Genomic DNA, 25,668 nt, shown 5'->3' with positions numbered 1-25,668 from the left:
CAAAACCTTCATTCTTTCATTAATTCCTGTTCTTCTGGCGTATTAATGCTGCTACCATTGAAACACCCATTATTCCAAGGAGAATTCCAAATCCTGGAGTTCCTTTATCCTCTTCTGTATCAGGCATTTCATCTGCAGCCTCGCTTTCCATCTCTCCGGAATCCGCATCTGACCCTGTTGAATCTCCTGAAGAAACATATTCAGCTTCAGAATCAGAGCGGGTGCTTATTGCAAATGTGGAGAAACCTGGTGTCTTAGCAATATAATACACGTACTCTCCGTCATCACTTGAAACAGAGGTCTCAAGCTGATCCCATGCACTTCCGGTGTAATGTGAAAGTACAACATCATCTGTTGAGATTCCATTCTCCTCAAGCCATGATTTCTCTACCTTGAAAGTAATGCTGGCTCCGGCAATGTTTTCCGAATCAAGTTCGCTTACTTCGATGTTAAGGTAGCTATGGACATTACCCGGTGCAGAACCTGGAATATTGTCCGGCTTGGAATCAAGTTTCTGGACTGAAACAGATATCTTTTCAATATCGACTTCAGATTCAACTTCCACACCTGTAACTTCAGTCCTTGTAAGTTGTACAGAAACAACCTTAACAGGATCAGAAAGAACCTTTCCGGAAGAGTCCTGAGTTACAATCTTTGCTCCTTCGTAAGTGTTCCTTGATGCGAGGAAAGCCTCACGTGTTGTTGAGGACATACCATCAGAGCTACTGCTGGAACTTGAGCTGGAACTTGGAGCAGTTGGACCAGTGTATGAAAGACTTGTATTGGTTACTGCATTGCTTGCATTATCTGTTGCAACCACTGTAACAGTATTTGCACCATATCCTGCAGAGATTGTTCCGTTCCATATGTTGCTGCCCTGATCCGTAAGTGCAGTTCCTGCTGCTGTGACGCTCTTTATACCGCTTGCGGCATCAGATACGTTCACACTGACATTAATGCTCTCACCATAAGAACCCGGACTTTCTGTGCTCAGTGTCAGGTTATAGATAACAGGATCAGTATTGTCAATGATAACCTCAAAGGTTGCTGATGAACTGCTGTTGACATTACCTGCCTCATCACTTGCTGTGACATTAAGCAGGTATGTTCCTTCAGCTCCGGCAATCTCAAGATTGCTGTACTTCCAGTAATCTGTTGATGAAACCTGGGTCAGTGTCACATTATCAGATGTACTTATACTGCTTACATTATCAATGGACATCACACTTGAAACACCTGAAAGTGCATCAGAGATTGTTGCATTGAGTGTAATAGTAGAACCATTGTTAACTGCTGTGTAACCAGTTGCATACTCAGTCTGGGCATCAAGAACAAGCGGGTCGGTATTATCCACCTTGATACTGAGATTCACTGAATTGTCAAAATTGCTTACGTTGTCATAAGCTACAACTGTAAGGTTAATTGTTCCTTCTGAAGAAGAATCAACTATCAGTGAGTTATTGATCCAGTAATTGCTTCCTGCATACTCCAGGATTGCGAAGGTAGAAGCATTGACACCATTCAAAGTGACTGTAGCATTCTTAACTCCGGTTCCTGAATCAACAATTGTAGTGTTCAGGTCAAGAGTGTCACCATCCTTGAACCACTGGGAACCTGTTGGTGAAATTGCTGTTACAGCAGGATCAGTACCATCTACTTCAACAGAAATGGAAGCTGAAGTGTTCCACAGACTCATGTTATCAGCTGCTTTCACTGGCAGGCTTAATGTTCCTGATGAAGAAGTATTGACAAGCACTGTCAGTGTAAAGTCATCCCCGTCTGCTGAAGTCATTGTTACCCAGTCAAGAGAACTGTTGATATTGGAAGCATTAACCATTACTGTAGATGCATTCAAACCTGAGTAGGCATCCGTAACAGTTGCATTGAGAGTTACAATTCCTCCATTCCTGACTCCGGTCATGCCAGCCAGATAAACAGCTTCGGCATTAGTGAATACAGGAGCTGAATTATCAACTTTCAATGTCAGGTTGACACTGTTATTGACATTGCTAATGTTGTCGTAAGAACTGACTGTAAGATTAATAGTTCCTTCATTTGATGTCAAAACCGTAAGTGAGGAATTTGTCCAGTAGTTCCCTGCAGAGTTTGCCAGAACAGCAGTACTTGCAGCTGATACATCTGAAGTATCTACTGTCACACTGCTCATACCTGCAGATCCGACATCGGTGCTGGATACGTTAAGATCAATGCTTGAACTGTTTGTAACCCACTGTGAACCGTCAGGTGTAATTCCTGTTACAAGAGGTTCTGAATTATCCAGAACTACAGAGATTGACTGACTGGTGTTCATATTTGTTGCGTTGTCAGCAACACTGACAGGAACAACTGCAGTACCTGTGCTTGAATTGTCGACAATCACGGATAATGTGAAGTTATCGGCGCCTGCAGAGCTCATTGTTTCCCAGGTAAGTGAACTGTTAAGGTTGGAAACGTTGATCATTACAGCAGAAGCATTCAGGCCTGAAGTTGCGTCGGTTGCAGTGAAGTTAAGTAGTACTGTTACACCGCTTTTTACAACATTAAGTCCGGAAGGATATGCAGCCAATTCATTGCTTACTGTCGGAATTGTGTTATCCACATTGATGGTCATATTCACAGAATTATTGACATTTGTTGCATTGTCATAGGTTACCACTGAAAGATTTATGGTGCCCTCTGAAGAAGAATCAACTATTAGTGAATTGTTGACCCAGTAATTGCTTCCTGCATGTTCAAGAATTGCTGTTGTGATTGTTGAATTTACATTATTCAAAGCAACTGTAGCATTCTTGACTCCTGTTCCTGTATCTATTATAGTTACATTCAGATCAAGAACGTCTCCATCCTTAAACCACATGGAACTAATTGGTGAAACCGGAGTGACAGTTGGTTCTGCAACATCAATCTCAACAGAAATTGAAGCTGAAGTGTTCCACATGCTTAGATTATCAGCTGCCCTTACCGGTAAAATAACCGTTCCGGATGATGAAGTATTGACGATAACATCCAACGTATAATTATCTCCGTTTGCAGGATTCATTGTTACCCAGTCAAGAGAACTGTTAATACCGGAAGCATTAACCATTACAGTAGATGCATTCACACCAGAATAAGCATCTGTTACTGTAACATTAAGAGTTACAATTCCACCATTGTTGATGGCATTCATTCCACCCGGATAGACAGATTCATTGGTTGTAAAGACAGGTGCAGAATTATCCACCTTAATTGTCAGGTTGACACTATTATTCAGATTGCTCAGGTTGTCATAGGCACTTACTGTAAGGTTAATAATTCCTTCATTTGATGTCAAAACCGTAAGTGAGGAATTTGTCCAGTAATCACCTGCTAAGTTTGCCAGGTTGGCAGTTCCGGTTGCATTTGCAGATGAAACATCAACCATCAGATTCTGCACTCCTGCATCACCGATATCTGTACTTGAGACATTGATATCAATGGTTGAACCGTTTGTTAGCCACTGGGAACCGTCTGGTGTTATACCTGTTACTGCCGGACCGGAATTATCCAGAACAACAGAGATTGACTGGCTTGTGTTCGTATTTGTTGCGTTGTCAGCAACACTGATAGGAACAACTGCAGTACCGGTACTTGAATTGTCAACTATTACAGATAATGTAAAGTTGTTACCACCTGAAGATGTCATTGTTTCCCAGTTAAGTGAACTGTTAAGGTTGGAAACATTGATCATTACAGCAGAAAGATTTAGATCAGAAAGCGAATCAACGGCACTGAGGTTTAGTAATACCGTACTTCCATTGTTCACAGCATTAAATCCTGAAGTATATGCAACAGATTCATTACTTACAACCGGATTTGTGTTATCCACCTTTAGTGTAAGGTTGACACTGTTGTTGACATTGCTTGCATTGTCAGATGCTCCTATCTGCAAGTCTATACTTCCTTCTGTAGATGAGAATACCAGAAGTGAATTATTGATCCAGTAATCAGTTCCACCAACATTGCTAAGGGTTGCTGTTGTGCTTGAATTGACTGATGAGACATCGACTGTTACACTGCTTATATTACTTGCATTGGAATTTCCAGGATCGGAAGCACTCACATTCAAGTATAGAACCGAACCGTTGTTCACCCATGAATCTGTTGAAACAGGTGATATTGCAATAACATTTGGTTCGATGTTGTCCACCCATACGGTGAAATTCACAGTACTGTTTACATTGCTAACGTTATCTGTTGCGGTTATTGGAACATATACAGCTCCCTGGGAACTTGATGCCACTATTATAGTGTTATTGATCCAATATGTACCGTCATATGTCATTGAAACAGGCCCAAGAGAATTATTTATTGCTCCCCCTCCTACTGATACGGACATGACGCCTGAACCTGAGCCATCATCAACCGTCGCATTCAGACTAAGTGTAGTTCCGTTGCTTACCCAGGTTGCTGTGTCTCCATAGGTGTTTAGTGTGATAGTTGGTTCTGTGTTATCGACCCATACGGTAAAATTCACACTATTGTTCACAAGAGAAGCATTGTCATAAGAAGTTACAGGCAAATTATATTGACCATCAACTGCATTCACCATGAATGAATTATTAGTCCAGTAATCTGAGAATGTGTTGTAAAGATCAATTATACCAGCGCTTGCATTAATGGATGTGATATCCACTGTAGCGTTCTGTACTCCTGACACATCATCTGTAATACTTGCATTGAACATCAAGGTTGTTCCGTTCTTTGTCCACGTAGTAGAAGATTGAGTATAATTTACCGGAACAACAGAAGGTTCACCATCTACTGTCAGGTAGATTGGTACATTTGTAGTTGTTACACTTGTATTAACATTAAATGTGTAAGTAACATTGTCTAAATTTACACCAAAAAGTACGTCGCTGTCAGAGAAATTAATAGAAAATTCTGTACCCTGGGGAACAATAATACTGGATCCATTAGAAATAGTTACTACATTTGAATTAATTGTTATATTACTGGCAGAAACATTCTCAAAACCTGTGAGAGTGACACTTCCATTACTAAGAAGTATATCACCAGGACATGTAATGTTTAATGAAGTGATATCACCTGCATCTTCCGTTGCCGTGAAATTCAAATATGTGGGAACATTGTGCTCCGTTGTGTTATCACCATAAATTGTCACCACCCCGTTTCCAGCAGGCGTTATGGCAGCGCTTGCAGAGATGACTGTAAGTAAGACAAGTATGAGAACAAGTCCTAATTGTAAAATTAATTTTTTTCGTTTCGTTTCTTCCTTTATCAAATCTATCCTCTCCATAGATTTATTTTTTTATAAATGGCAATAAAATGTACCTGCAACAAATATCAGAGAGCAGCACATAAGGCTCGTTTCAAAGTACTTGCAGAGACAAGTACAAAATATTTCATAAATAGTATAATGCCTATATTATATGTATGTTGGCTATTGTTGAACAAATGAGTGAAAAGTAACAGAATAATAACACCACACTTAATATCACATAAATTAAACTGGAAAATGGTGGGATCGCGGAGATTCGCAACCCAGATGGCGCTTCTGGAGCGCGAAAAGGGGTATAACACTGCGTGTAATACCACATAAATTAAACTGGAAAATGGTGGGATCGCGGAGATTTGAACTCCAGTCGCTAGACCCCCAGCCTAACAGGATGGACCAGGCTACCCTACGATCCCGCAGGATTGTAATTACATATACATTACAGTATTTTAGTGTTTCCGAGAACGAAAGCTTTGAATATTCAAAAAAAGATTTATTGAGACTTCAGCCAGATATCATAAGCCTCAACAACTTCCTCACCTTCAACAAAGACAAGGTCGTTGTCTTTACCATACTGCTTTGCGTCTCCTTTTTCAAGAGCTCTGCCGGTTTCGTCGTCCAGCATTTCACAGACAACCATTGCAGGCGTTATTCCGGCAATTTTTGCAAGGGCAATGGAGAGTTCTGTCTGGCCCATGCGTTCATGGACAAGTCCCTTTGCGGCACGCAGGGTTGCAACGTGACCAGGAGTCCTGAATTCGCTGCCGAAATGAATTTCTTCACCATTGAGTGTCTTTTCAACGATTTCACCAAGTTTGTTGATTGTCAGTGCCCTGTCATTGTCAGGAATTCCGGTTCGGGTATCCCGGTGATTAACCCAGATGGAAAACGATGAACGTGAATCGTATTTGAGATCTCCACCCTTTTCCACAATCTTGTGGAGTGCTGTGCTGCACTGGTTGGCTTCCCTTACTATGTCTGCCATAAATGGAAGACCGAGTTCCTCTGATGCTTCGGAGTCAAGAGCAACACAAATAAGCCCGCCTGCATCTTTTCGCATCCATCTGACATCTTCAGGTGTAACGGCATTTGCAGCAATGGTAAAGTCGGTTTCAGCCTCACGGCCTTCAAGATCGAAAAGAAGGATCATCTCACCTCTCTGGAGAGCCTTGATTGCTTTCTGTATATTCGTACTGTAATTTTCAATTGAATCAGTATTTGAAACCATGATTATCACTTCTCCATTTCTTCCTTGCAATTCTCTTTTCAATAAGCCTCTTCCTGACTTTTTGACATCACTTACATTTTTGCGGGTTTTTAACCACTATTTTTACTTCGTCACCATCATTCAACTTTAGAGCTTCACGAAGCTTTAATGGTGCGATTATCTCAAGGAGATCCGCCGGATAGTGTGTCCTGTCCGGTATGATGATGGCACTTTTGATTCCCTCTATCTCAATAGGATAGCATTTTCCACCACCAAAGCTGCGTTCCCCATCATTGAAACCCTGGATTATTAGTGGTTCCATGAAGTCCATATTGTCACGTATCTGAGCACTCTCATCGTTGAGACGCACATTTAGTGTTCCCGGGAATGGCTTGAAATCCAGTTTGTCCCTGAACTGGGACATGTAACCGTCTTTTGCAATGTAGTACTGGCCTTCTCCAAGACCCGTTATGACCTCGCCGTAGAGTTGAAGGTCAGCATAGTCCTTACAGAATATCTGCTGATAGTCTGCATACTCGTTTTTGAGAAGGAGGACACCTGCTTCTGTGAGGTGAACCAACTGACCACCTGCTACGAGTTGTCTTGAGATGTAACCATCGTCCTCAAGCTGCTTGAGGACCCTTGCAGCTGTCTTGGAACTGGCGGATATGTGGTGCATAAACTCTGTTGAAGATATCTTCAGAGGCTTACCAATTGCACCGAGTAGTGCCAGTTTCTTAAGGGACTTTGTTGTATACATTGGCTCATCACGTCAATCTCATATTTGAGTAGAATCTCATTTATGAGAGAAGAGCACATAAAGGTTTTGATACTGGAATCATGATGACAGCTTTTGTTTTATTCATCAAATGCAAAATTAGAGTCAAGTATTATAACATGTTGCAAAATAAAATAAATTATAATTAAAAATTTTAAAATAGATGCACGCCATCTAGTTGACGTGGTTTAATGTATAGCTATTGTCCTGAATGTGAAGACAAAAATGAAAATTCTGCAACTGAGTGCAAAAACTGCGACCAGGAACTAAGGATAGATTCTTCACTGCAACCCGATTTATCATTGTATGCAGGTTTTGGGAGAAGGGCTGTGGCTTTTATTATAGACGAGGTTTTATTGACACTTATTGGTTTCATGATTATTGCTTTCATTGCACCTATTGTATGTGACATAACTCCTCCTTATTATGAATTATATAAAGACCTGTTTAACTGGATCGACGTATTGTTTTATGCAATTGATATTGTTCTTACTTTGTTCTATTTTGCGATGATGGAAAGTTCAGCCGGCCAGGCCACTTTTGGAAAAGATATAATGGGCATTATAGTAACAGACTTGGAAGGAAATAGGATCTCTTTTACAAAAGCCTTCATGAGACATATTAGTAAATTAATTACAACGGCCTTTTTTGGAATTGGATACCTGACAATCATCTTCTCCAAAAAGAAACAGGGACTCTATGATATGATTGTTGGGACGGTGGTTGTGTACAGATAGAGATATAATTTCAATACTGTTTTATTTCTTGAAACTGTTTACTAAAACAATGCAGCTGAAAAATATAGAAGAAAACTTTGAAGGACCATCGTGGCCAAATAGAATCTTTTTCTATTTTTGTATATTAAGTTCTACACTTATCATTTTTATGATTATATTCTGTTTCTTTGCTGCATTGAAGGTAACTTTTATTCCATACAATAGCCCTCAGTATAACACCATCCAACTAAATGATATGGGTTTCTTCGATAACGAACGTTATCTCCTCAGCGCCCTCGTCCAGAGTCTTGCAGCCACCATTGCCTTGGTTATCACACTCAGCCTTGTAGCCGTGCAGCTTGCAGCCCAATCCTACTCTGCAAGGGTCATTGATGTCTACAAACGGAACCCCGATATGTGGATACTTCTCTGCATCTACATTTTTACAATATTCTACGGACTTGGATTGACTAAGATAATTGGACTTGGCATTTTAGGAAACTACATGGAGGGAGCTATTTTTATAGCTTACCTCATGGGGTTCTTTGCTTTTGTATGTCTCGTGCCGTATATGTTGAAGACTCTGGATTTGCTGAAGCCTTCAAAGATGATTGAGTTGTTGGCGGAGGATATTACCGCGAATAGCATTATAGATGCCTCCGATAAATCAAAAGAAGGATTTGAAAATGACCCTTTTCTACCTCTTATTGACATTATGAGTTCTTCTATTGAAAATAACGACAATGAAACTGCAATAATTTGTCTTTCTGTAATCGAAAAATGCACTTTAGGTTTATTTAGTACTTTGAAATCAATTGATTCTGAAGATAACAAAATAGCACACCGATTAATGTTACATTTAGAATGTGAAGGCATGTATGCCATCAACAAAAATAATGAAGAAATACTCAACTCGGTCACACATACTATTGAAGAAATTGGGGACCTAACAGTCCAGTTAGAATTAAACAAAGCTGAAAATGAAGCAGTGATAGCACTACAAAATATTGGAATAAAAGCAGCAGATCAAAAGCTTGAGCGCACAGTGAAAAATACATTATTTGGGCTATATAACATGGGAATGAAAAGATTAGAGCTCAATAATAAAAACGCTGATATAATGCTATTCACTGGGATTGGATATGTTGGAATTACTGCTGCTGAACAAAAACTCAAAGATGCAACTCACGTGGCAATTACATCTCTAGGAGCATTACTTCGAGAAGCACGTAAGCATGAGAAACAAACAATAGTAGATGAGATTAAGAAGGATTTACAAATACTCGAAGTAAAATCAAAAGAAAACAACTGGAACTTTATAATTCCTTCATGACAAGATTTTCGAGGTTTAACTTTATTTCCATCATCCACGACCATCTGCGCCACCATACCAAATGGTCCTCGTGGAAAAGCTCAACTTATTTTATTACCAACATCTCGAACTGAACCCCAATCACTTCCATAGTTCTAACCAACACTACATCTAAATCAGCATCATAACGCGCTTTGGTCTACTAAACCAAATAATAATACATTTATTTGGTCCATCAAACCAAATGAATATAAACAAAGAGCTCCCAGTATAAAACATGGACAAAGAGAAACTAAAAATCCTGCTGAAAGAGCAGAATGACCACATCAAAAAAGTTGAAGGTCTGGTCAAAAGGGAGTTGCTGGATGAAATAAAGGGCAGGAAGTCAGATCTTATCACAATCGTTGCAGGGCTTCGGAGAGTTGGGAAATCAACACTCATGAATGAGATCAGGAAAGATCATCTTCATGAAAGCTATTTTGTGAACTTTGATGATGAGAGGTTCTTTGATTTTACAATAGAGGACTTTCAGACCATGCAGGAACTGCTCATCGAACTGTATGGTGAAAGAAACATCTACTTTTTTGATGAGATACAGAATATTCATGGTTGGGAGAGGTTTGTCAGAAGGCTTCATGACAATGGAAAAAAAGTGTATGTCACCGGTTCAAATGCAAGCATGTTGAGCCGGGAGATGGGAACACACCTCACAGGAAGGCACCTTAGTTATTCATTATATCCTTATTCTTTCAGGGAATTCCTTCGTTTTAAAAAATACGAGTTACCACTTTTGGAAGTATTGACAACTGTTGAGAAAAGCACACTTAAACGACACTTCAATGAATATATTGAAGCCGGAGGAATACCAGAGTTTGTCAAAAACCGTGATGAACTGTATGTAAAAACACTGTATGAGAACATAATCTACAGAGACATAATAGCACGATACAACCTCAAAGATGAAAAAGCACTCAAAACAACAGCCTACTTTGCAGCATCCAATATCGCAAAGGAGATAAGTTACAATAATGTCAGAAAACTGACAGGACTTTCCAGTGCAACTACAATCAAAGAATATTTTGAGTACCTTGAGAACAGTTACCTCGCATATCTTTTACCTAGATTTTCCACATCCCTCAAAACGCAGGTTTATTCCAACAAAAAAGTGTACTTCATAGACACAGCCATCGCTAAAATACTGGGTTTCAGAACATCAGAGGACTATGGAAGAATACTTGAGAACATGGTGTTCATGGAACTGAAAAGAAGGAACCTTGAAATCTACTATCACAGGGAAAATAAAGAATGTGATTTTGTCATCCGGAACGGTTACAATATAGCAGAAGCAATCCAGGTTACACAGAGCCTTGAAAATCCAGATACAAGAAAAAGGGAGATTGAAGGGTTATTTGAAGCGCTGGAAACTTACGACCTTAGTGAAGGTCTAATTCTAACGGATGACACGGAAGATAAAATTGAAATTGATGAGAAGAAAATTACTGTAAAGACTATCTGGAAATGGATGCTTGAATGAAACTGTTTCCAAAAAACTTTTCTTCATTCCTCATCATCCACAAACATTTGCGCCACAAGACCCAGATGGTCCTCGTGGAAAGGATCAAGCTCTTTTCTTTCCAGCACCTCAAACTCAATGTCAAAGCCGCTTTCAAGTTTGCGGACTTCTTCCTTGAATATCTTTTTCGGACTGGCTACAGTGTCGATACTTCTTGACTTGATGGAAAGCATCAGGTGGCCGTGTTCTTCTAAGAAGTATTTTGAATTGACCGCTGCAATCTCAGCCTGGTTGGGCTGGGCAACGTCCTGGAAAATTACATCCGCTTTTTCCACTATGTGAGCATAAGATTGCGGTTTGTTGGCATCTGCAAGAATAGGAATAATATTAGGACGCTGGTCACAGAGCTGAATTAGGTCACGCATGGTGCGTGGGGAAAACTCAACTGCGTAGACAAGTCCGTCTGTTAGTATGTCGGAAACGTGGCTTACTGTTGTTCCTGAAGCTGCACCGAGATAGAGCACTATGGAATCGGATTCAATAGGAATATCGAAATTCTTGAGCAACATGGCTCCGAGCTTGCTCCTGCTTGGGTCCCACTGACGGAATTCTGTGTCGTCTTCTGTGATGAGACGCTCACCGTAGACACTCATGCCTGGAATCATATTCTTTGTTGCAAGCATCTTCCTGTCATCGATATCCAGTTCATAGATTCCGCTGGATAATTCTCTTACCGGCATCAGTTATTACCTCCTGACTTTTTGTTCTTCTTTCGCCCTCTGCTCCTGCGTTTACCACCTTTAACTTGTGGTTTTGCTTCCGGCTTCCTCTCAGGAGGATTCGGGTTAGTCTGCCTTATGTGCTCTAGTTTCTTATCAAGAACTTCCTTGATAGTTGAGTCAAGCTCACCTGAATAAAAGTCAGTCCTTGCAGCAAGGCTTATTTTAGCTGCAAGTGCCCTTGCAAGTTTTCCTCTCTGCCACCAGGGCGCATTCTTAATAACAGGATTGTTAAAGATAATTCCATGTTTTGGGGACGGTGCCCGGGAGCGAAGATGCTTGAAAAGCGCCCTGTTCGCACCAATCACCTGAACCGTGCTGGATGGGAAAGCTGCCAGTTTCTCAAGGCTTCCTGCCATACTCATTAAGCGGGCACCAAGTGAAGCACCTGCAATCTCGCAAAGGTTCGGTGCCACTGAGCCCATGCTCGTATTAATATAATTCTCAATATACCTGCGTGTATCATACAGGCTGCAGATGTTATTTGCAAAAGTCCTCAGAAGCTCCTCATCTGCAAACAGGAGTTCAGCACCCATCGATTGTGATGCCTTCTCTGACATTTCATGATCCTCAGGAACATTTATCCTTGAACCATAAGTGGAAACAAAGTTTGCAAGCTCCTCACCTGTCATTTCAAGCTCGGGGAAATACCTGCCGTACCACTCGAACAGGCGCTCGCTAAGTTCATTTACATTCTTATCTATATCATCCAGCGCTTCAACTGCCTGAATGATTCTTGAATCATCGGTATCAGTTTGAGAAATCTGGCTCTTTGCTGCCCTTATACAAACCTCACGAAGAAGAATATCATAATCCTCATCAAGTTCAACAAAGCCACATTCCAGTGCAGCATCTCTTAAATCTGCCCTCTGTAACGGGACAGACTGTGGATTGTCCTTTGAACTTTCCTGAAACTGTACAACAATTTCTGCCAGCTTTTCAGGGTCCTTATCAAAAAGGTCGCAGTCCTCAATCTCACCATCTGCATCAAGTTTGAGTTTGCCGAACCATACATTGAATTCCGTAGCTACCAGTTCAAACCCTCCTTATCTCTGCGCCACTGTTGTTCGCTCTGGTTACCAGAACCTTGCCACCTATTGTCCTGTCAAGAAGTTCCTGCACATCTTCCTGCAGGTATGCAGCATCTTCAGGATTTTCAACAATCCCATAAACAGCAGGTCCGAATGAGCTCATACCTGCACCGTAGGCACCATTGTCCTGCATAAGTGTCATAACCTCTTTCACAACCTGATGCTGTAAAGCTACTTCGCGTTGTTTAAAACCAAGACCCTGTATATGGTTTATGCAATAACCAAATGCTTCAATATCCTGCTCCATTATTGCAGGCATCATTTTCATAAGAATAATGTGGGAGAGTTCCTGAACCTCACTAAGAGGAATCGGACACTCTTTCTGGAAGATATTAACCTCTTTGGCAGCGTACGCTCCTGTGGTATCAGGAAGTGCAAGCACTATGCTCCAGTCAGGAAAATCATGTCTGAAAAGCACTGGAGCCGGGTCTGCCCTGCTTGCAGAAGATGGAGAAAATGAACCTTTGTCACTGAACCTGTGCCCACCATCAACTATGAAACCGCCCATTTCAAATGATGCGACACCAATGCCGGAAGTCCCACCGCGTCCTACAGCAATTGCAAGTTCCCTTACGCTTTTGCCGAGACCATATATCTCATTAACAGCTGCAGCAGCAGAAAGTGCTGCCTGGGTGCCGGAGCCAAAACCAACGTGTGCCAGCATGTCCTCCTCTATTTTAAGGCTGATACCCTCGCCTTCAGGAATTACCTGTTTTACGGCACCTATAATCCTTTCAGCAAGAAAAGAATCACCCACCACTTCAATAGTATCTGATTTCTCCGCAGATATAATAACATGTGGAGATTCTATCGAAATTCCTGCACCTCCATCCACTCTTCCAAGTTGCGCATTAAGATCAATAAGAGTCAGATGAAGTCTTGATGGGGACTTAATAGTAATCATGTCATGGATTATCAGTGACACATACTATTAAAGATTAACACTTGATTTTCTGTAATATTTTTTAATAAAAAAGCTCCATGAAAACCTCAGCACACTCATATTAAGTATAAACTTCAAAATTACAGGAATAAAGCGATATAATCTAATACGGAGTTTCCCCGACATATCAAATTCAATCCTGCTGTCCACAAAATCCGGTACAAGATTTATTTTCAGGTTCTCAAAATGACATTCAAGATAAGATACCAATGCATGAGAGTAACCACATGCAACGCCAGTATATGAAGGATCAGGGAATCCATAAAATGCATTTACTCTGGCATCAGGAATTTTTATAGCAAATATTATTCCCTTGAGAAGCCTGAAAACCGGGACTCTCAGTTGTCTGGAAGTCTGTATCATCTCGGAATAGGTCATATCCAATGACCTTTTCTTTTTTCCTTTCACTTTTTTCTCGCGATCAGAATTCTGAAAATGATCTTTTATCTTTTCTGTGACATACTTTTCCGCATCCTTGAATTCTTCCGGAAAATCATCATCTGAATGCTCATCATTAATTTTATCATCCTGCTCGGGACTTACCTGTCTGGAAAATAATAACCAGTGAACAATAACAGTATGTTCAACTGAAACGCCTGAACCTTTCACATCAAAAACAACATCTATTGCGGCAAGCAGAACTAAGAGAATTAAAAATGCAATAAGAAGCAGTATCAACGCTAAAATTGATAGCATATCTGCTCCTGTGTATGCCCATCAGCAAAAAAGAAAGAATCAGTCATCGGAAGGCTCTACTGAACCCTCACAAGGTTCGCCGCCTTCACAACTTTCATCTTTCTTTGACTTCTTCATTGACTTAACTTTCTCAATAAGCCCCGGAACGGATTCAAGTATCTTTCCAAAATCTGTCTGTCCAGACAGGGTCATGAGTTTTGTGCCTTCCGCAGAAATTACGATGAATGCAACAGGCTCAATCTTCGCACCGGCACCTCCGCCGCCGCCAAAGCCTTCTTCCTCACCCATTTTCTTGCCTTCGCCACCGCCGGTTCCAAATCCAAATGAAACTTTGGTGACAGGAATAATGGTTGTCTCACCTACGACCATAGCTTCCCCAACTACAGTCTTTGTACTCACAAGTCTTTCAAGTTCTCCGGATACTTCTTTCATCAGATCTTCTAATGCCATATTTTAACCCCTTTAAGAATAATGGAATCTTATTGCTAATATTATTTCCTACTGGAAAAAGTGTCTTTAAAATATATAGAAGTAGTCCCCATAAAATATGGAGAAACTATATACTGGAAATCCAGCAATTTTCAAAAAATGCAACGTTTATTTTTCAGAATTATCCTGGAAGAAATTCATCAGTGAATACTTGACTTTTTCAGGGTCAACATCAATGAATTCATCTCTTTCATCATCAGGGAACATCTCAAACACAGAGAATTTCCCGAACTTCTTCGGTGCTTCGGTTGTGAACCTGCCGTCAAGAAGAATTCTTACACCATAATCAACCGGAGAGCGCACAACTCTTCCCATTGCCTGACGAATCTTACGGATTGTTGGTACCTGAACTGCAAACTCCCAGCCAGCACCATAACCAAAAGTATGATCATAGGCAGATTCTACCGCGTTCATCCTGTCATTCAGTGCCGGATAACCTACACCAACTATAATTACAGTTCTTCCCCTGCCATCACGGTAATCGATCCCCTCACTGAGGGTTCCCCAGATATAAGATACAAGAACCGCTTTTCCACCAGATTCCCCCATCCTGAAGAAATCTTCCCTGATTTCCTGGGATGACACACCCACCTCATCAAGAAAAACAGAAACATTCAGACGTTTCTCCAGCTTATTGTAGTACCTTCTGGCTTCGAATGAACTCTGGAAGAAGATGATCACATTACCTTCTGTCTGCTCGATAGAATCAAAGAGAACTTCCTCAAGTGCCTGTAGGGTCTGCGGATCATCTCTTGTCTTTGCAAACAAAGGTGGCACTGAAACTGATAATGTGAGCCTTTTTTCTTCCGGGAACGATGTTCCGTAGGACAATTCACATGTAGGCCTTGCAATTCCAAGAGTGGATTTTACCATATCAAACGGACGTAATGTTGCTGACATCAGAACCGCTGAGAAGACCGAATCAAACAATGGTTCGGTTACATTCTTAGGGATACAGGTAAAAAGTTCGATACGGCCGTAGATCTCATCATTAAGATCACGCCTGACATTCAAAACCGGATAATAGTTCAGGTTATTTGATAGTACAAGATATGATGAAAGGAAATCTGCCGCATATCTTATGTGAGAGCGTTTCAGGACGCCTGTAAGTCCTTTTTTGTACTGTTCACGGTAGTTCTCATCAAGCATAGCTCCAAAAGCACTTGCTTCTGAAAGGGTTGCCTGAATTGCAGCTTCGTCGCCAAAACCTGCTTCCAGTGCTTGCTTCAGGAATTTACCTCTTACCATATCATTTCGCTCATAAGGGTCACTGATACGCATATCATACCAGTGTCTTCCAACACGTTCACGTTCTCCGAATTTGAAACGGTTGTTGTAGATATCCTGCATAACACTGGTCAGCATCTTTAGCAGATTGTGAATTCCACCATCCGGCATGATATCGATATTTGCCTCGATTTCTGAGATTGCTTTTTCCAGTGTGTGCTCTGTAATTGTAATGGATGAATGAGATCTTGCTGCGGATTCGATGTTGTGTGCTTCGTCAAAGATAACAATAACATCCTGTGGCTCTTTCTCAAGCCAGTTCAGCACGGTCATGAAAATATCGGAATTTAGCACATGATGGAAGTTACATATCAGAAGGTCTGCATGTTTCAATTCACGTTTGAGGAGTTCATAGCCGCACATACCCTTCTGGAAAGCATAATCATTGACCTCTTCAGGTGTGCGTACATCTGAGAATAACCATTGCCTGAAAGCTTCACCATCATAACGCAGAACCTCATAAAGTTCATTGCAGGAGCGCTTACGAAGCTCTTTTGATTTTTCCTCTGCAACATCAAGTTCTTTAGAAAGAGCATCACGTAGTGCTATGAGGGCAGGATCCTTTGATTTTTTATAATTCTCATACGCAGACTTCATTTCCTGTTTCTTAAGAGCAAGTTCCCTTTCGGTTTCCAGGAGTTCAAATGTGTTTTCACGTTTGAGCCTGCATTCCTCGTAATCAGTCTCATTGGGACACATTGTGGATTTGCCTTTTAAAACTGCAACTTTCACATCGTTTGTCTGCTTTATCTCACTTGCTTCGTTTATGAACTGAACCATTTGCTGATGAACGTTTGTTGCAATTATCACGGTTTTCTGAAGTTGTTTCCCTACATTAAGTGCAGGTGCAAGTGCACTGAGTGTCTTGCCTGTACCACATGCTCCTTCAAAAAGTATGATCTCCTTATTAATGAGAGAAGCATGGATCTTATCCATTGCGTCCTGCTGGTTCGGGTAGCAGGTTTCCTTTGGGAAATATTTCATGTATCCGGTTTTGCCGCTCATCGCAGTACCTATGAGCTCACATTACTTAAACGGTTTTGATAAGGAATTATCATTCTGCCAGAGTTACCTGACATTCTGATTCGGCAATTAAACGTTGAGTATGAATATCAAATATTTTGATGGTTATCATAGTATTCTCTTTCAAACCATAATTATTGGAAGTATTTGTAACCCCATTTATAGTAACATAAACAGTCGAGACGCTGGAAATTCCGTCCTGTCCATTGAGAATCAATTCTTCACCTGTTGACCACAAGCCATCCGAAAAGACCTGATTATTTGAAGAGTAATCAGAATCCTTGCCATCAAAATATAGATCATCATAACTGATAAAAATAGCACCAGTATGTAGAGTGCCATGTGGAACAACACCTTCATAGGCGCTTCCCATTCCATTAATTACAATCTTTGTAGAGTCAAGTGATAGTGGTTCTCCTCCCATATGTCTAACATAAATGAAATTCTCTTCATATTTCACATAATGTGGATATTTTGGAAGCCCACCTTCGATGTAAATTACATCAATATCTGCAACAGGAGTTGGCTTCATTGATGACAGCATTTCATCACTGTAAACCGCAGAGACTGTAATACCTGCGAGTACTATTGTTAAAAGTAGCATCAACACAACACCCAGGATAGGTGATATAGCACACTTATTGTCCAATAACACTAAATTTTTTCCATCCACATGTGGAAATTTAGTAACAACTATATAAATTAATCTTAATTAATCTAATATATTCAGTGTCAGTATACAAGAATCCGAATAATTAAATATATAGGAAAATTAGCATTCCAGGCTCATAAATAGAACATCAATAGAATAGCAGTATCCTCGTTTTCATATTAATAACGATAACTTTTTATCTCACTTCTGTTATGATAGAGTGTAGAGTTCAACTAATATACACTCATATAATATACAAATGTGAGAGTATATTGTTATACAACTAAAGGAGCGTAAAACAAATGGTAGCAATTATTACTGTCGATGAATGCGTAGGATGCGGAACATGTATAGACGAGTGCCCAGCAGAGGCAATCACACTTAACGGTGACAACATTGCAATCGTAGATGCAGGCGAGTGCCTTGACTGCGGTGCATGTGTTGACGTCTGCCCAACAGACGCAATCGCAATGGAATAAGATCAAAGATCTATTCCACACTTTTTCTTTTCTATTCTTTTTTGCTCTGACTTTATTCTGCTTTCAGGCACTTATTTGATTAATACTGTGTTAGTTATATATAATTAAATAACTTAATTAGTATTATAATCTGACAGATGTGATAATATGTTAAAAAGCAGTACATTCAGAATAGTCATTATGGCATTACTTTTACTCAGTTGTACTGCCACTACCGCATATGCTTCAATGTTTGAACTGGAAATTGTACCGATATCCAAGATCAATGAGGATCCCACTGTTTATGACAGTACAATGGCTTATCGCAAGATAAGCGTCATAGGAAATCTTACTGAACTCAGTAAACAGTCTGCAACCATTGATGACAACACATCCAAGCCACTTAAGATTGATGTTACAAAAGTCGAACTTTTTGAAGGTTTCAATGTCAGTGAGGAAATAATGGTAACTGGAGAATACATTTATGACCCGCTGGGAGCCAGCGTGCTAACTCCTACTTACGTCCTCCATTATCCCACACAAAACCTGGGTCTTGTCAATATAAGTGATGTTGTCACAGACACTGCTGCATTCAATGGAAAATACATGATCGTTGCAGGAAACCTCACAAGTGTAGAAATGAGTATGGGAAGATACACTCTGCTTGCAGAGGATGAAGAAGGAAATCGTCTGAAAGTGTTTTTCTATGGTTCAACTGAACTTCAGGTTGGTGACAGGGCCAAAATAACAGGACTTTACAATGGAAGAATACTTCACAGTGAGAGTATGGGACTGGATAAATCACCTTTGTCAATTTCAACACTGGTTCCGGGATTTTCATCCATTATGGGTGCAATTGCCATATTGTCCATAGCGTTACTTTTAAAATCAAAGCAACGTAACGACTAGAGATCATTATGTTAATCATATTATCAGTCGGTGGATCAATACTGGCTAAAGAACTCAGCCCTGACAGTTTTAAGGGATATGCTGAAGCTCTTAAAGAGCTTGCCAAAGAGCATGAAATAGTAATCGTTACCGGAGGAGGTGCTTCTGCAAGAGACTACATCAACGTTGCACGAAGTACCGGTGCCAATGAAGTCGAATGTGACTATATAGGAATAGACATAACCCGCCTGAATGCAAAACTTCTCATCTCTGCACTTGGCGACGCTGCCTATCCTGAGCCACCAAAGGACTACAAGGAAGCACAGGAAAAACTTTCATCCGGCAAGATTCTTGTAATGGGCGGCGTTATCCCGGGACAGACTACTGATGCAGTGGCAGCAATCCTTACAGAATATCTTGGCGCAAACCTTCTTGTAATAGCAACAGCAGTTGATGGAGTATATTCCGCAGACCCACGAAAGGATCCTGATGCTGTAAAGTATGCGACAATGACAGCTAAAGAGCTTGTAAACACAGTGATGACCACTGAGATGAAAGCTGGCTCTAAATCGCCTGTAGACCCTCTTGCTGCAAAGATAATCGAACGCTGCAACATCGAGACAATTGTAATGGATGGCAGCAATCCGCAGGATGTGCTGAAGGTTATTCGCGATGAAAGTGGAAAGACTGATAAAAAAGCTGTCTATCTAGGCACGAGGATCATTAACTGATCCTTCTGTTTTAATTTGGATTTAAAAGTAGTTTAGTGGCTTTAATTGTAAGCCACGAGATATTCAATGGTTTCTTCCTTACAGGAAGTAACTTCTTTCAATTTATCAGTGGATTGCTTAAGAGTCTCAATGGTTTTCTCAAACTTTGCCATCTGCTCTTTTGCCTTGCGGACCTTTTCATTCTCTACTTCCAGTTTTTCCATGAGCGCTTTACGCTGTTCCTCAGGAATGTCTGCATTGTTTATCTGCTGCTGGTAATTTAAAGAGAGTTTTACGTACTTACGAAACATCTCATTCATGACATCAAGGTCATTTTCCAGTTCTTTAATTGTTTTTGCCATACGAGTTCACACTCCTTTAAGCTAACTTTGACTAAAGGTCCGTTTTTTGATTAACTCTACAGGCCCGATATGCCACAAGTTTACATCTAGAGGGTGCAGTTACTAATATATAAGAATATCTATTTTATACTATCTAATCATCATTATGAGGATGATATATATTCAAAGTTAAAAACAACATACAGCAACATTAAAAAAGACAAATATGAAAATAAATTGAACAAAAAAGAAGAAGAAATTACATTTCAGATAGCTGGAAAGTTGTAACACCCGGATGTGCAGCCACCTTTGCCATGATCTCTTCCTTACATGAATCCGGAATACTATCAAAAGCCGTATCCTTCTCAAGGAAGTCTACAATAGGAACATTATCCGGAATCTCAACAACATCATAACCGTTTATCCTGAACATTGCTTCAAGAACATCGATCTTTTCATCTCTTTGTCCTTCGCCTACAAGCTCAATTGCCATGTTCTTGCTAAGTTTGTTATATTCCTCACAGTCCTGAAATACAGCAAGTCCTGCATCCATTGTGTCGGCTGCTGCAAAAATGTGCAGGAGACATGCGTTTCCCTCTTCAAACATGTCTCCAATTGCTTTCATGCCTTCGAGAAATCCCTTCTCAATAATCTCGTTTATGCTGTAACCCAAAGCAAGGGCTTCATTTGCTGCGTTTTCTGCGCCTTTCTCATCAAAATCCAGTATGGATCTTTTTGCTTCATCTATAATTTGTGTAATAGTTTTTTCCTGAGACAAATTATCATCCCTTTGATTGGATTAGCACATCATAAATTGCTTATTTTAGTGCAATTTAGTCACACTTGTGACAATTTTATCATCATATATAAAATCATCGAGTAATTAGCAGTAATCTATCACGAATTTACATAAAAAAATAAAAATATCACAAATAATTACAAAATACTGTTTTTCAACAAATGAAATATAACTGAAAGAATAATATTTTCAATCAAAGGTAGCTATTTGACAAAAAAAGGAAAGATAATGCATCCATAAAGGATGCAAATAAACGATTTATTTTCCAAGAACAATTCTTGCAATATCGTCACCAACATCTGATGTGCCTGCTGAACCACCCATATCGTATGTCTGGACCTTTGCTTCACTTATGTTGGTCTCAATTGCAGAAACAATAGCATCTGCAGCTTCCTTTTCACCCATCTGTTCGATGAGCATAGCTCCTGCCCAGATTGTTGCTATTGGGTTTACCTTGTTCTGTCCCTTGTACTTTGGTGCTGAACCGTGAATTGGCTCAAACATGCTTGTACCTTCAGGGTTGATGTTTCCTCCGGGAGCAAGTCCGAGACCGCCCTGAACCATTGCACCAAGGTCAGTGATAATGTCACCGAACATGTTTGGTGTTACAACAACATCGAACCATTCAGGGTTCTTGACAAACCACATGGTCATTGCATCAACATAGTTGAAATCTGTAGTTACATCAGGATGCTTTTCAGCAACTGCATTGAACTCCTCTCTCCAGAATCCGTATATATCTGAAAGGACGTTTGCCTTGTCAACTGATGATACGTGTTTCTTGCTCTTCTCAGCAAGGTCGAATGCATAGCTGATAACTCTCTGTGTGCCTTCTTTTGAGATCATACCAACCTGGTAACCGATCTCTTCGCTGTCAGTCTCAATGTCAAGACCGAACTTTGCGTTGTAAAGTGTTCTGTGAACCTCAAGCAAGTCTTTGCTTGTACCTGACTTTGCACGACCACCGATTCCTATATAGAAGTCTTCGGTATTTTCCCTGACAACTGTAAAGTCAATGTCTGCAGGGGTCTTGTCCTTTATAGGACACCATACACCATCAAGAAGCTTGATTGGACGGAGATTGATGTACTGGTCGAAGTAGAACCTTGCAGCAAGAAGGATACCTTTTTCAAGCACTCCTGGTGCGATTCTGTCATCTCCGATTGAACCAAGGTAGATTCCTTTGTAACCTGAAAGTTCTTTCAGGGAATCTTCAGAAATCAGTTCTCCTGTTTCAAGATAGTGATCTGCTCCGTGTGGGAACTCTACCCAGTCAACATCAAAACCGAATTTCTCACCTGCAGCATCGATGACCTTACGTCCTTCTGCTATGATCTCAGGTCCGATACCGTCTCCTGGTATTACAGGTATTTTATACTGTGTCATAATAATCCCTAACCATTATTGCATTAAAAATTGTATTGATAGATAAAGTAGCCAGATCAGATGATCTGCCTTGTGTATTCAATAAGTCCACCAGCATCCATTATACCCCTGACAAATTCAGGCAGAGGTGTTGCCTGGTACTGTTCACCCTTTGTTACGTTCTTGATTACCCCTGATGCGAAGTCAACATCAAGCTGGTCACCATCCTCTATCTTGTCAGTGTCAGGACACTCAAGGAGTGCTACACCGATGTTTATAGAGTTCCTGAAAAAGATACGTGCAAAGGACTTTGCGATTACACAGTTAATCTTTGTTCCTTTAAGTGCGATTGGTGCGTGTTCTCTTGATGAACCACATCCGAAATTATTACCGGCAACAATAATGTCACCTTCTTTTACCTCTTTTGGGAATTCAGGCCTCACACCTTCAAAAGCATGTGCTGCAAGCTCCTCAGGGGTATTCATAATAAGATACCTTCCTGGAATTACAGCATCAGTATCAACATCGTCTCCGAATTTCCAGACTCTTCCGCTCATATTTACACCTAATTAGTATTAATTGATAATTATCATTAATGAACTTGAAACTATACCATAGATAGCATCATACTAAATAATACTACTGGAAAAATCAATGCCTTTGAAAAAGTATATAGAGTAACTATTTACCACAAAAAAGAGAACGAGAAATCATTAATAATAGCAAACCTAAGTAAAAGACAATGGTCAGCAAAAAGGATGAACTCATACTATCCATACTGCAACAGGGAGCCAGAACACCAATATCTGAAATCGCAAAAGAAGTGGGTCTTAGCGAAAATGGTGTCAGGTACCGGCTCGAAAAACTGGAAGATGAAGGATACATCAAAAACTATACCGTATTATTAAATCCCAGAAAATTCGGAAAAGGAACTTTTGCCATCTTTAATCTGGAAATGGAACCAAAGAAGACAAAGGAAAGTATTAAAAAACTAATGGATATTGAAGAGTTTATCAAAATATACCAGACAACCGGACAATATTCCATCAAAGCCTTTGGCCTTTTTAACGATGAGGAGGAACTGACTAATTTTATAAACAACCGCCTTCTCTATGAAATTCCGGTACAGAATTACAGTGTAGAGATAATTACAAAAAATATTAAGGACAGCATATATCACATCTGAATAAGTTTCTTGTACCAGATGTTCATACTCTCAATTGAACCGGAAATATTGGTATTGTTCACAAGAGTTCCTGCGTATGAGTATGAACTGCGTGAGAAAACAATATTCATTCCATAAGACCTTGCTCGTGCTATTGTATACGCGGTTATAATTCCCATTTCACGCATCTTTGCATCCATCTTTTTCAATAGATAGTAAGAATAACCCCTGCCACGGTATTCAGGTAATGTTGCAAAATCAGTCATCTCAACATTACTGTTTTCAATATCCATTTCACATGAAGCCAAAGCAACAATTTTTTCATCTTTCCTTATTCCAAAATATACAAGGTTCTCCTGCATTGTCTTTAGAAGATATTCAGGGTCATGTATAGGAAACGGATAACTTGGGAAGACCCTGTCATATATTCTTGCCATTTCCCGGACATCCTCTTCAGTGCAAACAAAACAATCTTCTTCACCTGAAAGTTTCACCTCTTTTGGAGTATTATGCTTGGAAAGAGCGGTACTGATAACTGATTCAACCACGTCAGGACTTTGCTCATTCTCACGTTCATCAGAAAGGAACTTGGCCATGAAGCTTGCACCTTCATCACCATTATACATACCAGGCACATAAGCTTCCTCAACATGGCCTGTTTCCTGAAAATAATCTTTTGCAGAAGAAGGAATTTTGGAGAAGATCTTTGAATAACCATTCTCCTCTGCCATTTCTTCTACCCTGGAGGGTATTTTGGAATAATCCTCTGGTGAAAGCTTCATCAAATATACACGGTCATTGAAAGGACCGTGCTGGATTATTGAATTGTTGATTTTAAGAACCTGGTCACTCGACATTCCTTCTCTCCATACGTTCAGTGTCTTCAGGTACAAGGCTCAATGCATCATCAAAGTCAGAAAGCAATTTGGCAATTCCTACAGATCTGAATTCCTGGGCTTCGTCCAGTTTGAGCTGCAAAGCACAATCATCACATTTTCTGTCACAATAAACTGCCTCATATGAATCCGGTTCTTTGTAAGAGGTAATGACTCCCTCATAATTCCTGAGGATTACTTTGTTGGTTGACCAGGAAATCAGGTAATTTGGCATTACCGGAATTTTACCTCCTCCTCCCGGAGCATCAATTACATAGGAAGGAATGGCAAAGCCACTTGTATGGCCAATGAGATTTTCCATTATTTCGATACCTTTACCCACAGATGTCCTGAAGTGAGTAAGGCCTTCTGACAGGTCACACTGATACAGGTAATATGGACGGACACGATTTTCCACAAGCTTATGGAAGAGTTTTTTCAGTATCCTGTAACAATCGTTTACTCCTGCAAGCAGGACAGTCTGATTACCTAATGGAACACCTGCGTCTGCAAGCTTTCTGAGTGCCTGCTTAGAAGAAGCTGTAACTTCACGTGGATGATTGAAATGGGTATTTAGCCATACTGGGTGATGTTTCTTCAGGACTTCCACAAGATTATCAGTTACACGGTAAGGTAAAACCACCGGCATTCTGCTGCCTATTCTTATGACCTCAACATGAGGAATTGCACGTAATTCTGTAAGAATCCAGTCCAGATACTCATCAGAAAGCATCAAAGGATCCCCACCTGATAAAAGAACGTCTCTTACCTGAGGATTATTTGCTATGTACTCTATTCCCTGAAGAACTTCGTCTTTTTCCGGAATGGAATCTATATCGCCTACTTTTCTTTTTCTTGTACAGTGCCTGCAATACATGGAACATACATTGCTTATATGAAAAAGAACCCTGTCAGGATACCTGTGTGTTATTCCAGGCACAGGACTGTCGTGGTCTTCACTCAAAGGATCTGCCATTTCATCGCAGGCGACAATAAGTTCCTGCGGTGAAGGGAATGATTGCATGAAAATTGGGTCATTTCTGAAATCTTCTGCTTCTATGAGAGAAAGATAGTATGGTGTAATGGATAGTGGAAATTTTTCAAGTGTTTTTAGTAAAGCCTCCCTTTCTTCAGCCTCAAACTTGATATCAAGAAGTGTTTCAAATGTATCAATATCATTTACTGAATGTCTTAACTGCCACTTCCAGTCATTCCATTTTGCAAGAGGTTCTTCAGAGTCAATTCTATCTACTATATTTTGCTGCCTGCGTTTGTAAGATTGCATCAAATCACTTAATAATGTATGAATCTGCAGAAGAGAGTT

23 protein-coding genes and 1 tRNA gene are annotated in these 25,668 nt (G+C 40.2%); 7 read left to right on the top strand and 17 right to left on the bottom strand.

Annotation, left to right across the window (positions count from 1 at the left end):
• Positions 1–19: 19 nt before the first annotated feature.
• From V7O61_RS00705 to V7O61_RS00690, 4 genes are all read right to left on the bottom strand, one after another.
• Positions 20–5,278 carry a PGF-pre-PGF domain-containing protein gene (locus V7O61_RS00705; protein WP_407283046.1) on the bottom strand — a complete coding sequence of 1,753 codons (5,259 nt, stop codon included), beginning with the start codon at positions 5,276–5,278 and terminating at the stop codon, positions 20–22.
• A 317-nt stretch (positions 5,279–5,595) separates the two neighbouring features.
• Positions 5,596–5,673, bottom strand: a tRNA-Pro gene (locus tag V7O61_RS00700).
• A gap of 77 nt (positions 5,674–5,750) precedes the next feature.
• The gene (ribB, locus tag V7O61_RS00695; protein WP_288070108.1) at positions 5,751–6,485 is read right to left on the bottom strand and encodes a 3,4-dihydroxy-2-butanone-4-phosphate synthase; all 735 of its coding nucleotides are present in this window, start codon (positions 6,483–6,485) and stop codon (positions 5,751–5,753) included.
• A gap of 67 nt (positions 6,486–6,552) precedes the next feature.
• Positions 6,553–7,224, bottom strand: a complete 672-nt coding sequence (locus tag V7O61_RS00690) for a winged helix-turn-helix domain-containing protein/riboflavin kinase (protein ID WP_407283047.1) — start codon at positions 7,222–7,224, stop codon at positions 6,553–6,555.
• 209 nt (positions 7,225–7,433) lie between these two features.
• Between V7O61_RS00690 and V7O61_RS00685 the strand changes: the two genes are divergently transcribed.
• The 3 genes from V7O61_RS00685 to V7O61_RS00675 all read left to right on the top strand — a co-directional run bounded on the left by V7O61_RS00685 (position 7,434) and on the right by V7O61_RS00675 (position 10,804).
• The gene (locus V7O61_RS00685) at positions 7,434–7,979 is read left to right on the top strand and encodes an RDD family protein (protein ID WP_407283048.1); all 546 of its coding nucleotides are present in this window, start codon (positions 7,434–7,436) and stop codon (positions 7,977–7,979) included.
• Positions 7,980–8,028: 49 nt separating this feature from the next.
• Positions 8,029–9,291: a DUF2254 family protein gene (locus V7O61_RS00680; RefSeq protein ID WP_407283049.1), complete on the top strand. Its 1,263-nt coding sequence runs from the start codon at positions 8,029–8,031 to the stop codon at positions 9,289–9,291.
• A 256-nt stretch (positions 9,292–9,547) separates the two neighbouring features.
• On the top strand, positions 9,548–10,804 hold the full coding sequence (locus tag V7O61_RS00675; RefSeq protein ID WP_407283050.1) for an ATP-binding protein: 1,257 nt from the start codon (positions 9,548–9,550) through the stop codon (positions 10,802–10,804).
• 23 nt (positions 10,805–10,827) lie between these two features.
• Here the strand turns inward: V7O61_RS00675 and V7O61_RS00670 are convergent, their stop codons facing one another.
• The 7 genes from V7O61_RS00670 to V7O61_RS00640 form a co-directional block, all read right to left on the bottom strand.
• On the bottom strand, positions 10,828–11,523 hold the full coding sequence (locus V7O61_RS00670) for a fibrillarin-like rRNA/tRNA 2'-O-methyltransferase (protein WP_407283051.1): 696 nt from the start codon (positions 11,521–11,523) through the stop codon (positions 10,828–10,830).
• Complete coding sequence (locus V7O61_RS00665; protein WP_407347473.1) at positions 11,523–12,233, bottom strand: NOP5/NOP56 family protein; 711 nt, start codon at positions 12,231–12,233, stop codon at positions 11,523–11,525. The genes V7O61_RS00670 and V7O61_RS00665 overlap by 1 nt, the downstream gene beginning before the upstream one ends.
• Before the next feature lie 364 nt (positions 12,234–12,597).
• Positions 12,598–13,557 (bottom strand): beta-ribofuranosylaminobenzene 5'-phosphate synthase, encoded by a 960-nt coding sequence (locus V7O61_RS00660; RefSeq protein ID WP_023845008.1) that lies wholly within the window; start codon positions 13,555–13,557, stop codon positions 12,598–12,600.
• 27 nt (positions 13,558–13,584) lie between these two features.
• Positions 13,585–14,292, bottom strand: coding sequence for a DUF2953 domain-containing protein (locus V7O61_RS00655; protein ID WP_407283052.1), 708 nt, complete (start codon positions 14,290–14,292; stop codon positions 13,585–13,587).
• 39 nt (positions 14,293–14,331) lie between these two features.
• On the bottom strand, positions 14,332–14,742 hold the full coding sequence (locus V7O61_RS00650) for a GerW family sporulation protein (RefSeq protein WP_023845010.1): 411 nt from the start codon (positions 14,740–14,742) through the stop codon (positions 14,332–14,334).
• A 147-nt stretch (positions 14,743–14,889) separates the two neighbouring features.
• Positions 14,890–17,073: an ATP-dependent DNA helicase gene (locus tag V7O61_RS00645; RefSeq protein ID WP_407283053.1), complete on the bottom strand. Its 2,184-nt coding sequence runs from the start codon at positions 17,071–17,073 to the stop codon at positions 14,890–14,892.
• A 49-nt stretch (positions 17,074–17,122) separates the two neighbouring features.
• Positions 17,123–17,695, bottom strand: a complete 573-nt coding sequence (locus V7O61_RS00640; protein ID WP_407283054.1) for a type IV pilin N-terminal domain-containing protein — start codon at positions 17,693–17,695, stop codon at positions 17,123–17,125.
• Between the two features lie 350 nt (positions 17,696–18,045).
• Between V7O61_RS00640 and V7O61_RS00635 the strand changes: the two genes are divergently transcribed.
• The 3 genes from V7O61_RS00635 (at position 18,046) to pyrH (ending at position 19,820) form a co-directional block, all read left to right on the top strand.
• Positions 18,046–18,222 (top strand): 4Fe-4S binding protein, encoded by a 177-nt coding sequence (locus tag V7O61_RS00635; RefSeq protein ID WP_023845013.1) that lies wholly within the window; start codon positions 18,046–18,048, stop codon positions 18,220–18,222.
• Positions 18,223–18,402: 180 nt separating this feature from the next.
• A complete protein-coding gene (locus V7O61_RS00630) occupies positions 18,403–19,110 on the top strand; it encodes a hypothetical protein (RefSeq protein WP_407283055.1) in 708 nt (235 codons plus the stop codon).
• Between the two features lie 8 nt (positions 19,111–19,118).
• Entirely contained in the window at positions 19,119–19,820 is a 702-nt protein-coding gene (gene pyrH, locus V7O61_RS00625; RefSeq protein WP_023845015.1) for a UMP kinase, read from the top strand.
• A 41-nt stretch (positions 19,821–19,861) separates the two neighbouring features.
• Here pyrH and V7O61_RS00620 read toward each other — a convergent pair whose 3' ends face one another.
• The 4 genes from V7O61_RS00620 to V7O61_RS00605 form a co-directional block, all read right to left on the bottom strand.
• A complete protein-coding gene (locus V7O61_RS00620) occupies positions 19,862–20,161 on the bottom strand; it encodes a hypothetical protein (RefSeq protein WP_048135237.1) in 300 nt (99 codons plus the stop codon).
• Between the two features lie 238 nt (positions 20,162–20,399).
• Positions 20,400–20,918, bottom strand: a complete 519-nt coding sequence (locus V7O61_RS00615; RefSeq protein ID WP_288070116.1) for a B12-binding domain-containing protein — start codon at positions 20,916–20,918, stop codon at positions 20,400–20,402.
• A 279-nt stretch (positions 20,919–21,197) separates the two neighbouring features.
• On the bottom strand, positions 21,198–22,325 hold the full coding sequence (locus tag V7O61_RS00610) for an isocitrate/isopropylmalate dehydrogenase family protein (RefSeq protein WP_288070117.1): 1,128 nt from the start codon (positions 22,323–22,325) through the stop codon (positions 21,198–21,200).
• Between the two features lie 56 nt (positions 22,326–22,381).
• Positions 22,382–22,861, bottom strand: a complete 480-nt coding sequence (locus V7O61_RS00605) for a 3-isopropylmalate dehydratase small subunit (protein ID WP_023845018.1) — start codon at positions 22,859–22,861, stop codon at positions 22,382–22,384.
• A 185-nt stretch (positions 22,862–23,046) separates the two neighbouring features.
• On the opposite strand from V7O61_RS00605, the gene V7O61_RS00600 reads away from it, so the two are divergent.
• On the top strand, positions 23,047–23,490 hold the full coding sequence (locus V7O61_RS00600) for an Lrp/AsnC family transcriptional regulator (protein ID WP_023845019.1): 444 nt from the start codon (positions 23,047–23,049) through the stop codon (positions 23,488–23,490).
• On the opposite strand, the gene ablB is transcribed toward V7O61_RS00600, so the two are convergent.
• The gene (gene ablB / locus V7O61_RS00595) at positions 23,481–24,326 is read right to left on the bottom strand and encodes a putative beta-lysine N-acetyltransferase (RefSeq protein ID WP_023845020.1); all 846 of its coding nucleotides are present in this window, start codon (positions 24,324–24,326) and stop codon (positions 23,481–23,483) included. The two genes, V7O61_RS00600 and ablB, sit on opposite strands and share 10 nt — an antisense overlap.
• Positions 24,316–25,629 (bottom strand): lysine 2,3-aminomutase, encoded by a 1,314-nt coding sequence (ablA, locus tag V7O61_RS00590; RefSeq protein WP_023845021.1) that lies wholly within the window; start codon positions 25,627–25,629, stop codon positions 24,316–24,318. Before ablA ends, ablB begins: the two co-directional genes overlap by 11 nt.
• Between the last annotated feature and the right edge of the window lie 39 nt (positions 25,630–25,668).

The organism is Methanolobus sp. WCC1 (assembly GCF_045690315.1).
In the GTDB taxonomy this organism is placed as follows: Archaea; Halobacteriota; Methanosarcinia; order Methanosarcinales; family Methanosarcinaceae; genus Methanolobus; species Methanolobus tindarius.
This window is presented reverse-complemented; position numbering and strand designations above follow the sequence as displayed.